General features: G+C 38.8%; 14 protein-coding genes. 7 read left to right on the top strand and 7 right to left on the bottom strand.

What is annotated here, in order from left to right; all coding sequences use genetic code 11:
- The first annotated feature begins 38 nt into the window (after positions 1–38).
- From ASC84_RS16060 to ASC84_RS16050, 3 genes are read left to right on the top strand one after another with little or no spacing between them, the layout of a single operon-like run.
- Positions 39–593 (top strand): YqgE/AlgH family protein, encoded by a 555-nt coding sequence (locus ASC84_RS16060; protein WP_004718361.1) that lies wholly within the window; start codon positions 39–41, stop codon positions 591–593.
- Positions 586–1029: a Holliday junction resolvase RuvX gene (ruvX, locus tag ASC84_RS16055; protein ID WP_004818593.1), complete on the top strand. Its 444-nt coding sequence runs from the start codon at positions 586–588 to the stop codon at positions 1027–1029. Before ASC84_RS16060 ends, ruvX begins: the two co-directional genes overlap by 8 nt.
- Before the next feature lie 14 nt (positions 1030–1043).
- Entirely contained in the window at positions 1044–1757 is a 714-nt protein-coding gene (locus tag ASC84_RS16050; protein ID WP_056516600.1) for an SDR family oxidoreductase, read from the top strand.
- 52 nt (positions 1758–1809) lie between these two features.
- On the opposite strand, the gene ASC84_RS16045 is transcribed toward ASC84_RS16050, so the two are convergent.
- The 3 genes from ASC84_RS16045 to ASC84_RS16035 are packed head-to-tail and all read right to left on the bottom strand — an operon-like array spanning position 1810 to position 5165.
- Positions 1810–2820, bottom strand: a complete 1011-nt coding sequence (locus tag ASC84_RS16045) for an HlyD family secretion protein (RefSeq protein ID WP_004818589.1) — start codon at positions 2818–2820, stop codon at positions 1810–1812.
- A 51-nt stretch (positions 2821–2871) separates the two neighbouring features.
- Complete coding sequence (locus ASC84_RS16040; protein ID WP_004718368.1) at positions 2872–3078, bottom strand: DUF1656 domain-containing protein; 207 nt, start codon at positions 3076–3078, stop codon at positions 2872–2874.
- 2 nt (positions 3079–3080) lie between these two features.
- Positions 3081–5165 (bottom strand): FUSC family protein, encoded by a 2085-nt coding sequence (locus ASC84_RS16035; RefSeq protein WP_056516597.1) that lies wholly within the window; start codon positions 5163–5165, stop codon positions 3081–3083.
- Positions 5166–5711: 546 nt separating this feature from the next.
- Between ASC84_RS16035 and ASC84_RS16030 the strand changes: the two genes are divergently transcribed.
- Together ASC84_RS16030 and ASC84_RS16025 are read left to right on the top strand one after the other, a co-directional pair.
- Positions 5712–6500, top strand: a complete 789-nt coding sequence (locus ASC84_RS16030) for an IclR family transcriptional regulator (protein WP_004818582.1) — start codon at positions 5712–5714, stop codon at positions 6498–6500.
- Between the two features lie 314 nt (positions 6501–6814).
- Positions 6815–7516 (top strand): NAD(P)H-dependent oxidoreductase, encoded by a 702-nt coding sequence (locus ASC84_RS16025; RefSeq protein ID WP_056516594.1) that lies wholly within the window; start codon positions 6815–6817, stop codon positions 7514–7516.
- Here ASC84_RS16025 and ASC84_RS16020 read toward each other — a convergent pair.
- A complete protein-coding gene (locus ASC84_RS16020; RefSeq protein ID WP_004718376.1) occupies positions 7501–8124 on the bottom strand; it encodes an alpha-ketoglutarate-dependent dioxygenase AlkB in 624 nt (207 codons plus the stop codon). The two genes, ASC84_RS16025 and ASC84_RS16020, sit on opposite strands and share 16 nt — an antisense overlap.
- Before the next feature lie 111 nt (positions 8125–8235).
- Between ASC84_RS16020 and ASC84_RS16015 the strand changes: the two genes are divergently transcribed.
- Together ASC84_RS16015 and ASC84_RS16010 are read left to right on the top strand one after the other, a co-directional pair.
- A complete protein-coding gene (locus ASC84_RS16015) occupies positions 8236–8625 on the top strand; it encodes a hypothetical protein (RefSeq protein WP_056516591.1) in 390 nt (129 codons plus the stop codon).
- 106 nt (positions 8626–8731) lie between these two features.
- Positions 8732–10534 carry an ABC transporter ATP-binding protein gene (locus ASC84_RS16010; protein ID WP_056516588.1) on the top strand — a complete coding sequence of 601 codons (1803 nt, stop codon included), beginning with the start codon at positions 8732–8734 and terminating at the stop codon, positions 10532–10534.
- Positions 10535–10733: 199 nt separating this feature from the next.
- Here the strand turns inward: ASC84_RS16010 and ASC84_RS16005 are convergent, their stop codons facing one another.
- Genes ASC84_RS16005 through ASC84_RS15995 form a run of 3 tightly spaced genes read right to left on the bottom strand, consistent with a single transcriptional unit; the run spans position 10734 to position 13143 of the window.
- Complete coding sequence (locus tag ASC84_RS16005) at positions 10734–10985, bottom strand: DUF6587 family protein (protein ID WP_004718378.1); 252 nt, start codon at positions 10983–10985, stop codon at positions 10734–10736.
- A gap of 29 nt (positions 10986–11014) precedes the next feature.
- The gene (feoB, locus tag ASC84_RS16000; protein WP_004718379.1) at positions 11015–12877 is read right to left on the bottom strand and encodes a ferrous iron transport protein B; all 1863 of its coding nucleotides are present in this window, start codon (positions 12875–12877) and stop codon (positions 11015–11017) included.
- The gene (locus ASC84_RS15995) at positions 12874–13143 is read right to left on the bottom strand and encodes a FeoA family protein (protein WP_004718380.1); all 270 of its coding nucleotides are present in this window, start codon (positions 13141–13143) and stop codon (positions 12874–12876) included. Before ASC84_RS15995 ends, feoB begins: the two co-directional genes overlap by 4 nt.
- Positions 13144–13188: the final 45 nt, after the last annotated feature.

The following is a 13188-nucleotide window of genomic DNA, read 5'->3' as shown; positions in this document are numbered from 1 at the left end:
AAAAATATTTAAGCGGATTGAAAAGGAGTTGCATATCGGTGCCAAAACAATATCTTTCTCATCGCTGCTTGATTGCACCACCTGATCTTGCTGATGATTTCTTTGCCAATACAGTAATCTATCTTGCCCGTCATGATGAAGATGGTGCGCAAGGTATTATTATCAATCGACCTTCAGGTATTCAAGTCAAAGAACTTTTGAATGACTTAGAAATTGAAGCAGATAATGTGCATCCACATGAAGTTTTGCAAGGTGGTCCATTGCGTCCTGAAGCGGGTTTTGTGATTCATACAGGACAACCGACCTGGCACTCTTCGATTGCCGTGGGTGAAAATCTGTGTATTACCACCAGCAAAGATATTTTAGATGCGATTGCACACAATGAAGGTGTAGGTCGTTATCAAATTGCATTGGGCTATGCCAGCTGGACTAAAAATCAACTTGAAGATGAAATTACCCGTGGCGATTGGTTGATTTGTGATTCAGATATGGATTTGGTGTTTAATTTGCCTTATACCGACCGTTGGGATGCGGCTTATCGTAAAATAGGGATTGATCGTACTTGGTTATCTTCTGAGATTGGACATGCCTGATTTAAATTCCCCACAACTGATTATTGCATTTGATTTTGGTACACAAAAAACGGGAATGGCTGTAGGCTCCTCCATCATTGAAAGTGCAACACCGCTTGCACTTTTTCCAATGAAAGATGGTATCCCCAATTGGGATGAATTGCTTAAGATCATCAAACAGCATCAACCGAATTTATTTCTGGTTGGCTTACCGTTAAATATGGATGATTCCGAGTCAGAATTATCCACACGCGCACGTAAATTTGCACGACGTTTACGTCATCAAACCAATATTGAAACCCTGATGGTCGATGAGCGCTTAACCACACGTGAAGCACGAGATGAACTCGATCATTACCACGCGCAAGGGCGAGCAAAGAAATTAGCAGCGGATAGTATTGCAGCGGCTTTATTTATTGAAAGTTGGTATCGAAACCCTGAAGGCATTACCCCTTAAACTGAGCATTAAAAATGTCTAAAACCTATGTCATCTATGGTGTAAGCAAAGGCTTGGGGCAAGCTATTTTACACGCAGTACCTCAAACACAAGATCTGGTTTTTGGTATTTCACGTTCTCAGCCACAGTGCGACCTTGCTCATTTCAAATGGATCTCTGCTGATTTATCAAAACCTGAACATGCTCGGGATGTAGTTAAAAATCAAATTCAAAATCAGCCTATAGATTATCTGATTTACAATGTTGGGATTTGGGAAACAAAAGCCTTTCAAGCAGATTATGACTTTGAACAATGCACTGACATTGAAATATCAAATTTGATTTATACCAATATTCAATCCTGTATTTTGGCAATTCAGTCCTTGATTGAGAATCTTAGATTGTCTCCAAATGCAAAAATTATCTTGATTGGTTCAACCTGGGGACTAGATAATCATAAGGGCAAAGAAGTGGTCTTTTCAGCCAGCAAATTCGCCCTCAGAGGCATTGTCCATTCGCTCCGAGAAAGCTTACGCAAAGACCAGATTGGAGTAAGCATATTAAATCTAGGCTACTTAGCGACTGAATTTGATCTGAATACATCTGTAGATGAGGTTTTACAACAGAGTGGTCATGAGTTAATTCCCTTACAGGATGTTATTCTTGCCATCAAATTTATCTTATCGACCAGTCAAGCCAGCTGTGTTAAGGAAATTAATATGCCCGCTATGGCAGACCTAAATCTATAAAAAACCCATTTTTCAATGGGCTTCAAGATCAAAGTTTAATGATGGATGCTGGTTATTTTTTTGCTTGTTCCAAAATATGTACCGTCACGGTACGCCCTGCGACAAAGGCCAATGAATCATGGGGCACTTCATCTAAAATAATTTTCACAGGTACCCGTTGAGCCAAACGTACCCAGCTGAATGTTGGATTTACATTGGCCAATAGGCCTGATGAAGTGGTCCGTTCACGATCCTCAATCCCAGACGCAATCCCTTGAACATGGCCTTTATATTTCAAAGAATCGCCCATGAGTTGTACTGTTGCAGGATCACCTAGATGTATTTTATTGAGTTTGGTTTCTTCAAAATATCCCACAACATAGAGCTGTTTACGATCAAGTAAAGCGGCAACAGCTTGCCCAACTTTGACATAATTCCCTGCGCGCAAATCAAAATTTGATAATGTTCCATCTGCAGGTGCAATCACTTCTGAACGTTGCATATTCAATTGCGCCAAATGCACACTACTGGTTGCTGCTTCAATCAAAGCTTTTTGTTGTTTGATATTGGCTTCTGCTTGTTGTACCGCAGCTTGCAATTGCTGATGCTCTGCATGGGACTGATCTCGTGTAGCAAACATTTGATCTTGTTCTTGTTTAGAGATCGCACCATTCATCAGGTCCGCATATCGACGTGCATTTTTATCTGCAAGATTGATATTGGCTTTTGATTTCACAATATTGGCTTTTGCCTCAGCAAGCCCCGCTTCAGCTTCAGCCAGTCCTGACTGGGCTTTTGCAAGATCTGATTTTGCTTGTTCCACGTCTAAAGTTTGGCGTGCTAAATCAATTTTAAAAAGCACCTGCCCTTTTTTCACGGTTTGGTTATCTTGAACCATCACCTCTGTGACTAAACCAGCAATATCAGAAGACACTTGAATAACATCGCCACGGACACGCCCATCACGTGTCCAAGGTTCTGCATTGTAGTAATTCCAGATATGCAGCGCACAAAATATCGCAATAATCACCACGATACCCAATGATATCGGCCGGATTGCCTTACGTATGTCAAACGTATTCATTTCAATTTTCCAATCATTAAACTTAAAAGTAAATCAGCTCTATTGCAGCGGCTAAGTCGTCACCTGAATAAATACCCAATGAATCGACCATAATAAAATCAAATAGATACAGATGTTAAAAATCCCAGGCAATGCAATCCATTCTTTTTCAACCAAGCGATCTGTACCAATACACACCACTTTCCAGATGATGAATGCCAGAATTGCTTGAATTAAAAATATTGGGACATAAACACCATAAATGTTGAGCTCACCCATATTTATGCTCCCAATAAAACAGTTGAAGGTTGTGCATCAACCAGATGAATATGACAAATACTATTACGAATATTATTCACAGAAATTTCTATACGCTGTCTGATATCTTGATCACCTACCGCTTGCGCATCTTGCAAGACATGATCAAATTGCTGAATCAATGCTTGTCGTAAGTTATCATCAGGCTGAGTTACTGCTTTTTCGTTTAGCCACTGGTTAAGTAGGCCTTGTAATTTAACAATTGCACTGGTCGTCGTAGATTCAGGCGACAATTTTTGGACCAGCTCCTGCAAACGAGTTAAATCAATTGCGGCACTCGACTCAATCAAAGCATTATTAATTTCGATTTTGAGCTGTTCTGACTGAATCAATTTGGTATTTAACACGCCAATACGATCAAGCATGCTGCGTAAATGTATTCTAAAGCCTGTCCCATAAGACATCGCAATACTTTCCCGCATGGCTTTATAGTGTAACGCCAACATCCGTTTTACCGTCATCTCAGGGGACATTGAACGTACCATTTGCATGATACAAACCGTGATAATCGGCCCAATCACGGTTGCAATCGAAGCATCAAAAAAGGTGATCTGATCCATCAAATAACGGTTTTGCAGATTTAACCCCATAATCGTACTCATAATCAGCGGTAAGCCCAGTGCATGCAAAGGCGGATGTAAATACAACATCACACAGAACATAATAAAGGGGGCTAATACAACGGCTAACTCCCAAAATGCGGTGATATGCGGAAAAATCCCATATGCATAAATAAAAACCAAAATAGCGGCATAAATACTGGAGCGGATAAATATTTTTAGCGCAGGTACAGGGTCATCTAAAAAGGTCAAAATACATGCTGTAATTGCGGCCATTTCTGCCACCATAAAGCCCATTTTCCAGCCACTTAAAATCCAAAATGCGCAGGCAATGTTGGTGGTTAAAAATGCCGATATCCCGCCACGTACCGCAACGCCATAATCACGATGTAAACTGGGATAGGTTGTGGTTAAAGGTACAATGGATTCAGGTAAGCTATGATTACCTTGCTGCATGCATTGCCAAATAAACTTCACTGCACGAACATTTTGAATAAAATGGCGAATATCCATTTTTAGACTGCCCAAAATCACCTGTTGTTTAGCAGTTGCATGTTCAGTGATGGTTTGAAATTCTTGGTCAAAATGTTCAGGTAAGTGCTTGAGCTCATCTTCAAGAATGGCATTCTCACCTTCTAAAAAATCATCAATCTTTTGGTGAAACTCAAGCAGATACGGACGATAAGTTAAATCAATTTGATCCAGTTGCTTGATTCGTTCTGACATTGCGACCAAGTTAGCCACTAACATCGTCACTTGATGTAGCAACTCTTGGAGTGGTTTGGTCATGCCTTTAAATTTTGAAGTTTCATAACTTAAATGCACAGCCATACTATGAATATCTGTTGTATCACGCGTGATATTGGTCAATAGCTGAGTATAATTGTCTGTATGTGCGGGATCAGACAAAATTGAGTCAAAAGCCTGTTTAGTGTCTTGCATGGTTTTAGTGACACGGAGTTCGACCACAGGCCCAATATGCATAGGAAATATAGTTGCAGAGACCACAGCACTACACACCACACCCAACGAGATTTCTAAGAAACGACCCACTGCCATATCGAAAATCGACACCGTCTCGATATAATAAATCGAGTTAAAACAAATAATCACTGCGGTATAACCCGCTAACATCACCACATAACTGCGTGGTGATCGGTCGATTAAAGACAGATATAGACAGATCCCCACCCAAGTTGCCAGTACAAAGGTAAATAACCAAGGGGTATTAACCAAATGAGGCATCACTGCGATAGCAAAAATTGCTCCGATCAAGGTTCCTAAAATTCGATAGATACTTTTTGATGCCATCATGCCCGAATAAGGATTGGCAATCACAAAGACTGTACCAATCGCCCAAATCGGATAGCTCAGGTTGAGTTCAAATGCAATATAAAGTGCCAGCATTCCTGCAATGAAAGTTTTGCTCGCAAAAATCCAATCGAGTTTATTGGGTCTAAAAGCCAATAAGGGTTTGATCAGTAACATGCAAGCAACTCACTATAAATTCAATTTCATTGATTTTCTCTGTCATCTCTAGCTCTCTAAGATCTAGGAAGCTGATATTCACCACTTTTATAAGGGCTTGTTGTACACATCACATTTTCTTTTCTTAGCGACCAAAAAACCGCACTGCTTAGTCAAATAAACAGTGTGGTTTTAAATAAAGATGTGAATAGAAGAACAAATTTAGGCATTTGCTCAAATACAACGATTGAGTAGAGAAGGACTCAATTTATGATAAAAATTTATACTTCTAGAAAAGTATAAATTCACCATTGGATATTCATATCAGCAATAATCTCAAAAAAAACACAAATAATCAATAAAAATATCTCATTTTGATAATACAACTAAATATAATTTACTTTAATGCTCAAATGTAGTGCTTTTTCTCAAAATAACCACTAAAGTTAAAAATGTAGAATCATTTGCATTTACAATGCAAATTCCACTGTTTTTTCTTGAACAATTTGTTATAAAGTAACATTCATTATTATTTTTTTTGATTCTCACTAATTGAGTAGGTCATCAATGGCACTTTCCAGTTTTGGCAAAATTCTCACCGTATTGGATTTATTTTCGGTGTCTCGCCCAGTAATTAATGTCGATGTGATTTGTGAAGAGCTTGGTTTATCTAAACCGACCAGCTATCGCTATTTAAAAGAATTAGTTTCGGCTGATATTTTGCAACGCTTAAATGGAACTTCAGGCGATTACACCCTTGGTCCTAAAATTGCTGTGATGGACTATATTTCTAGAACCACCGATCCATTGGTTCAAATCAGCAAACCATTTATGCAAGAAATTTCAGAACGTACAGAGCTTTGCTGTTTACTGACACATTTAAATGATGACTATTGTATTGATGTTCATCATGAGGTGTATCGTGATGAAACTTTACTTTCTTATGGTCGTGGTTGCCCTCGTCCCGTATTTATGGGCTCTTCACCTAAAGTGATCATGGCGCATTTATCTAAACAGAAAATTCATGAATATTACCTTCGCTTTGCAACACAATTAACTGAAGTTGGTTTTGCTGAAAATGAAGAAACCTTTGTTAATAAAATGAAAAAAATTAAAAAGCAAGGTTATTATTTTTCACAAGGCGAACTTGATCCAAATGTTTCTGGCTTATCTATCCCAGTGAAGTTTTCAAGTAAAGAAGCGCCTTTAGCATTGACCGTACTTGCTTCAAAAAATCGTTTTGAATACGTCAACACCCCAAAATTGATTGAGACCTTGCAAGAGTCTGCTGCACAGATTGAAAAACGCTATCAAGCACTCTCTGCCAATGACCAATTATCTGAATTTCACCCATAAACGCAATCATCTTGATAATTTAACATTTTGTAATGTTTTTATCTCTTGATAATGTTTTTATATTCTCATAATATGATTATGTTCTTCAGTAATCCATGATTTTTTGGACATTGTTTTTGCGAAGACAATTCCTCCTCAGAGTAAGGAAGCCTATGTGTTTAAACATAGGCTTTTTTATGCGCAAAATTTTTTATCCATTGAGTTTACTTTTAAGCCATTAAAAAAATAATTAGAGTAATTGGCGAATCATTTTCATTGAGGAATAATCTAAAGCAGCCAATAACAATGATGCATAATTTTAATTAAGGAATGTTATGAATATTCTCATCGTCCATGCACACCCCGAACCCCTTTCATTTACAACCGCGATGAAAGATCATGCTGTAGAGGTCTTGGAAAAATTAGGACATCAAGTTGAAGTTTCAGACTTGTATGCCATGAATTTTAATCCAATCGCATCACGAGAGGATTTCTCAGAACTGAGTCATCCTGAATATATGAATTATGCTTTGGAACAGCGCCATGCTTGTAAAAATAAGCAGATTGCCACAGACATTCAGATTGAAATTGAAAAAGTACAAAAAGCAGATTTAGTGATTTTAAGTTTCCCCATGTATTGGACATCTGTACCTGCTATCTTAAAAGGCTGGATTGATCGCGTATTCGTTTCAGGTATTTTCTATGGTGGTAAACGTTTTTATAACCACGGCGGCATGGTGGGGAAAAAAGCCTTGCTAAGCTTTACCTTGGGTGGCCGTGAACATATGTTTGGTGATCATGCGATTCATGGTTCAATTGAAGATTTATTACTGCCGATTCAACGTGGAACTTTAGCTTATGCAGGCTTTGAAGTGCTGCCACCATTTACCGCTTACCATGTCCCTTATATTTCTAATGAAGCACGTCAACAAATCCTGCTTGATTATCAGCAATATTTACATAACTTAGAAAATTTACCTGCATTAGACTTTCCTAAACTTGAACAATTTGATGACAAGCTTTATCCACTTGGATAAAAGTAACGAAAGGTCAAATTTACACGAGGCGCTAAAATTCGTGTAGATTTGGCGAGGGTATGTTTCCAATAACGTTGGGTCTGTCCTTGCATCACAATCAATTGACCACTGTGTAAAAGTAAATCTACTTTTTTAGCTTTCCACTTGTGCTTAAAACTGAATTTTCGAGTAGCACCTAGACTCAATGAAGCAATCACCACATTGTGGTTGGGCGCTTCCAATGATGGCTCATCATCACTATGCCAGCCCACGCCTTGTGAGCCATTTTCATATAAATTTGCCAAACAGGAATTATAAGTTTGCCCTGTGAGTTGCTCGATATGCTGTTTGAGTCGATATAAAGCGGGATTCCAGATATGGGCTTGTTTTGCCATACCTGAATAATGATATTGGTAATCATCATCGCCATACCACACCACTTTGCGCTCAGTTTTATAATATTGACCATGCAAATAAACTTCATCATGTTGCCAAGCCAAATGCTGTAGAAAATAGTTTAAATATTTTTGACTTTGTTCATGATCCAAAATTAAGCCAAAGTCTTTTACTACCCCATCATAAGGCAGTAAATTATCTTGTGCTTCAGGTTCAAATAAATCTAAATTCATTGTCTAAAATGAGCTACGGGGTCATCCAACAATGAATCAATATTTAACATGAAACAAGTCATTTTTGATCAAAATTAAACAACTTTAATATGAAGAATAGTAGGTCATATCATGGGTAAATATTCAAATGAACAGTGGTATATAGAAGGCGTCCAAGCCTATTTAGCCAAATATGGCGAAGTCCCACCGCCATGGATTTTTGCACCAGAATACCATCCTTATTCTATAGGATGGCGAATGGGAAGCGGAGAATCACATATGATGTATTTAGATGAATGGATGAGTCAGCAAAAAATGAGCTTTGCTGAAAAGGTCAACTATTTGCATCGTTACCCAGCACCACCACGTTGGTATCAATGGCTGGTTCACTTTTTATGGGATGATCTTCCATATGATATGGAAGATCAAGACTATCTCAAGTATTTTGAAAAGCTTAATCAACTCGGATTTAAATTAGCAGACCAATTTCAAGAGGATTTTGATCGTGAAGATTTGGACTAGTGTAAAACATCATTAAAATCTTTCACAATTCAAAACATAGCAATCACTTGTAGCAACGTTTATTCAGCTTTAGACTAAAACCAAGCTGATAAAAAGCAAAAAACCTATGAATTTATGGCAATTATTTCAAAAATTACGCCCCTTTGTACGCCCCTACCGCTGGCTCGTCATCATCACCTTAGTGTTAACGTTGATTGGCTCACTCACCGCTCAGGTCAATGCTCTTACACTTAAATATGCTGTAGACAGCATTAACCAACTGATCCAAGCAGGACAAGGCCTAGCGGATGGATGGCACATTATCATTACCATTACTGTGGTTTTATTGGCCAAAGAAGTCATCAATGCAATTGTTCAGTTTGGGCAAAAATCATTTGGTGAAAAACTCAGAATTTTAATTTCACAGGACCTATCTCAGGGCATTATCGAAAAATTTATTACCTATCGATTGGCCTTTTTCGATCAGAAAAATAACCAAGCAGGAAAATTACAAACCCGTATCGACCGTGGAGTTAGCTCGCTCACTCGGCTGGTTCAAATCTTTTTTATTGATATTTTACCGTTATTTACCAGTGCAATTATCGCTTTAGCCCTAATGTATTATGCCAATTTTTGGGTGGGTGTGGTCGCAACAATCATTGTACCAATTTACTTTTGGCTGACCTTTAAACAATCACAAAAGCTTTCTGGCAAACGTCGAGCCTTGCGCGATAACATGGAAAAGAAGAATCAAGGTATTTTGAGTATTATTAACTCAATTACAGTGATTAAATCTTTTAATAAAGAGGCTGTTGAATCCACCAAGCAACTGAACTTACAAAAGTCACTGACTGAAAATCAGATGCAAACTCGACAAACCAGCTATATCTTTGATGGTTTAAAAACCTTTATCGAACAAGTTGGTGTAGTCCTGATTATTATTTTAACTGCTTACTTTGTTTTAGATGGACAAATGAGTATAGGGATGATCATGTACCATGTATTGTTGTTCAATAACGTGTCTGCACCGATCCGCTCTTTGCATCGTATTTATGATGAAATTAACTCAGCAATGATCTATTCAGAAAGCTTCTTTAGTATCTTAGAAGCAGATCATGAAATCGAAGCCAGTGGTTTAATGAAACCTCAAATTCATGGCAAATTTGAATTGGAAAATGTTGATTTTATCTACCCGAATGGTCATCAAGCCTTACATCGGATTAACATGACTATTCAACCCAATAAAATCACAGCCTTAGTGGGCTTATCAGGTGCGGGAAAATCAACCTTAATCAGCCTACTGGATAAATTTTATGCCCCGAATTCAGGCTGTATCAAACTCGATGGGATTGATTTAGAGCAACTCGATACACACTATTTAAGAGAACATATTGGCTTAGTATTGCAAAAAAACCATATTTTCCAAGGCTCAATTTTAGAAAATATTCGTTATGGTAAGCCCCATGCAAGCAATGAAGAAGTCATCGCAGCTGCAAAAAAAGCCTCGATTCATGAGCAGATTTTAAAATTACCGCATGCCTATGAAGCAGATGCCTTGCTATTGTCTGGCGGGCAACAACAGCGAATCGCACTTGCTCGAATGTTCCTTAAAAACCCGCCGATTATCTTTTTAGATGAGCCCACAGCGAGTTTAGATGCCATCGCTTCAGAGCAAATCAAACAAAGTTTAGATGAGATTAAACAAGGCCGAACTGTAATTATGATCTCGCACAGCCTTTCGCAAATTATTGATGCCGATTACACCTATGTGATGAAAGAAGGACAAATCGTTGAGCATGGTGAACATCATGATCTTTATCATCAAGATGGTGCTTATAAGGAAATTTTTGATGCGATGGCTAAAAGCTTAAATATCGAAAAAATTGCACGAACTTTTGAAGATGATGGCGAGGAGGAAACCCATAGCTAAAGTCTAGTTAGTGCTTTGTATAAACCTACAGAAGCTCATACTGATTAAATTGATTTCTGCAGCATTGGATCATTCAAGATATGCCTATCTGCTAACGAGATAAATTATCTTTTATGAACTATTCCCACATACAAATAAAAAGCCACTCTATGTTCTAGAATGGCTTTTTTCTTTTTAGGCTAATGAATTTAGAGGCCTATCATTTCCATTTTACGGCTTGGACTTCAACCTTTTTAGGATTGTCCGTTTCAGCACTACTGCAACCACAACCGCCACCGCATCCACTCACCATCGCAGGCTGAATCCATTTGGCTAAACGATTCCAACCTTGCGACTGACAAAATTGAGCCAGTTTAGAAAACACCGAATACGCTGACTTTGGAAAGACTTTCTTAAATACAAAAATTGCACTCCAAATCACCAATACCGCAATAATCAATAATTCAATCATCTCTAGCTCCTTTGCTTCAAGATTCTGGCTTATAGACCAAAATAACCTGACGCAATTTGATAAGTGAGGAAAGCCATTAAATAAGCCAAACCAAATAGATAAACTGTCATACCAGCAACAGTTTTCCAAGAACCTGTTTCACGTTTTACCGTAGCCAATGTCGCTAAACAATGCGGTGCATAGATAAACCACACCAACAACGATAAACCTGTTGCAACTGACCAGCTTAAATCACCCTGACTGATCAGATGTGATAAACCTTGAGCAACTGCATCATCATCCGCTGCGGATAACGCATAAACCGTACCCAATGCTGCAACCACAACTTCACGTGCTGCCATCGCTGGAATTAAAGCAATACAGATTTGCCAATTAAATCCAAGCGGTTCAAAGATTGGGTGCATCACATGCCCCAGCATCCCAGCAAAAGAGTAGTCAATATCGGGTAAAGTTGCACCCTCTGGCGGTTGAGGGAATGTACATAAGAACCATAATAAAATCGATAAAGCGAAGATAATGCCACCGACACGCTTTAAGAAGATCTTGGCACGGTCTAACAAACCAATCCAGACACTTTTTATATCTGGGATACGGTAGCTTGGTAATTCCATCAATAAAGCATGTTGTGATTTATCTTTCTGGAAAAATTTCAGCACGGTCGCAACAATGAGCGCGCTCACAATTCCCGCCATGTATAAACCGAAGAGCACTAAACCTTGTAGATTAAGGAAACCCCAAACCATTTTCGCTGGAATAAATGCAGCAATCAGTAAAGCATAAACTGGCAAACGCGCTGAACATGTCATCAATGGCGCAACCAATATTGTCACCAAACGATCTCGCGGATCACTGATACTTCGAGTCGCCATGATCCCAGGTACAGCACAGGCAAAACTGGATAACAGTGGGATAAACGCCCGACCACTTAAACCTGCTTTAAACATCAATTTATCGAGTAGAAATGCCGCACGCGGTAGATAGCCTGACTCTTCTAAAACCAAAATAAAGAAGAACAGAATCAGAATCTGTGGCAAGAACACCACTACACTACCTGCACCTGCAATAATCCCATCGACCACCAAGCTGTGAAGTAGTGGCTGGGTAATAAACTGCCCAATCCAGCCACCAAACCAGCCAAAAAATTCTTCAATACCATCCATAAATGGCGCTGCCCAAGCGAATACAGCTTGGAAAACAATAAACATCATCAGCGCAAGGCTAAGAAGTCCTAAAACGGGGTGTAAAAAAATCTTATCGAGAAAATCAGTACGTTTATCTTCATGATCTAAAAAAACCACCACATCTTTTAAGATTTGGTCAATTTTTTCATGATTGGAACCTGAAAGCTTAACATCACTCAGTTCTGCACTTGGTGTGTGGAATTTTTCATTTTCCAAAGCACCCATCAAGTTTTCAATCCCTGCATTACGCACAGCAACCGTTTCCACCACAGGAATACCTAAACGCTGTGATAATTTTTGGGTATTGATCTGCATCCCACGACGACGCGCTTCATCCATCATGTTTAATACAAGCAGAATCGGTTTGCCTTGTTCAATGACTTCAAGGACAAGTCCCAAATGTAATTTTAAGTTGGTTGCATCCACCACACATAAAAATGCCTGTTGATCTTGTTCACCGGCAATTTTCCCTAAAACGACATCACGGGTAATGGCTTCATCAGGACTGGCTGCATCGAGGCTATATGTTCCAGGCAAATCTAGAACACGCACCGCACGACCAGAAGGTAAATTAAATGTACCCACTTTACGTTCAACAGTCACCCCAGCATAGTTGGCAACTTTTTGACGTGTACCGGTTAAATGGTTGAAAAGTGAAGTTTTACCGCAGTTAGGATTTCCTACTAAAGCAATACGTAAAGTTTCGCTCATGCGGAAGCTCCTTCTAATGCCTGATGTATTTCAATTTTCTCGGCTTCGATCTTGCGCAACGCAAATCGAGTAAAACCAATTTGAATGAGAATAGGATCACCACCAAAAACACCTTTTGTGATCACTTGTACACGTGTGCCAGGCACAAAACCTAGAGTTTCTAAACGACTCGCCACTAAATCTGGCTGATTGACATTATCTTGTGAGGTACGATTGACCTTTGCGATAATGGCAGTTTGCTTTACTTTCAAGTCTGACAAACGCACAGCAATTAACCCTAAAATTTACACGATAGACAGACTATTATACAT

This window comes from Acinetobacter sp. Root1280 (assembly GCF_001425285.1).
GTDB lineage: Bacteria > Pseudomonadota > Gammaproteobacteria > Pseudomonadales > Moraxellaceae > Acinetobacter > Acinetobacter guillouiae.
This window is presented reverse-complemented; position numbering and strand designations above follow the sequence as displayed.

Coding starts and splice junctions, on each gene's coding strand:
- ASC84_RS16035 (WP_056516597.1), bottom strand. CDS start 5,165: ATGTTACTGATCAAACCCTTATTGGCTTTTAGACCCAATAAACTCGAT.
- ASC84_RS16045 (WP_004818589.1), bottom strand. CDS start 2,820: ATGAATACGTTTGACATACGTAAGGCAATCCGGCCGATATCATTGGGT.
- ASC84_RS16005 (WP_004718378.1), bottom strand. CDS start 10,985: ATGATTGAATTATTGATTATTGCGGTATTGGTGATTTGGAGTGCAATT.
- ASC84_RS16040 (WP_004718368.1), bottom strand. CDS start 3,078: ATGGGTGAGCTCAACATTTATGGTGTTTATGTCCCAATATTTTTAATT.
- feoB (WP_004718379.1), bottom strand. CDS start 12,877: ATGAGCGAAACTTTACGTATTGCTTTAGTAGGAAATCCTAACTGCGGT.
- ASC84_RS16050 (WP_056516600.1), top strand. CDS start 1,044: ATGTCTAAAACCTATGTCATCTATGGTGTAAGCAAAGGCTTGGGGCAA.
- ruvX (WP_004818593.1), top strand. CDS start 586: ATGCCTGATTTAAATTCCCCACAACTGATTATTGCATTTGATTTTGGT.
- ASC84_RS16010 (WP_056516588.1), top strand. CDS start 8,732: ATGAATTTATGGCAATTATTTCAAAAATTACGCCCCTTTGTACGCCCC.
- ASC84_RS16030 (WP_004818582.1), top strand. CDS start 5,712: ATGGCACTTTCCAGTTTTGGCAAAATTCTCACCGTATTGGATTTATTT.
- ASC84_RS16025 (WP_056516594.1), top strand. CDS start 6,815: ATGAATATTCTCATCGTCCATGCACACCCCGAACCCCTTTCATTTACA.
- ASC84_RS16020 (WP_004718376.1), bottom strand. CDS start 8,124: ATGAATTTAGATTTATTTGAACCTGAAGCACAAGATAATTTACTGCCT.
- ASC84_RS16015 (WP_056516591.1), top strand. CDS start 8,236: ATGGGTAAATATTCAAATGAACAGTGGTATATAGAAGGCGTCCAAGCC.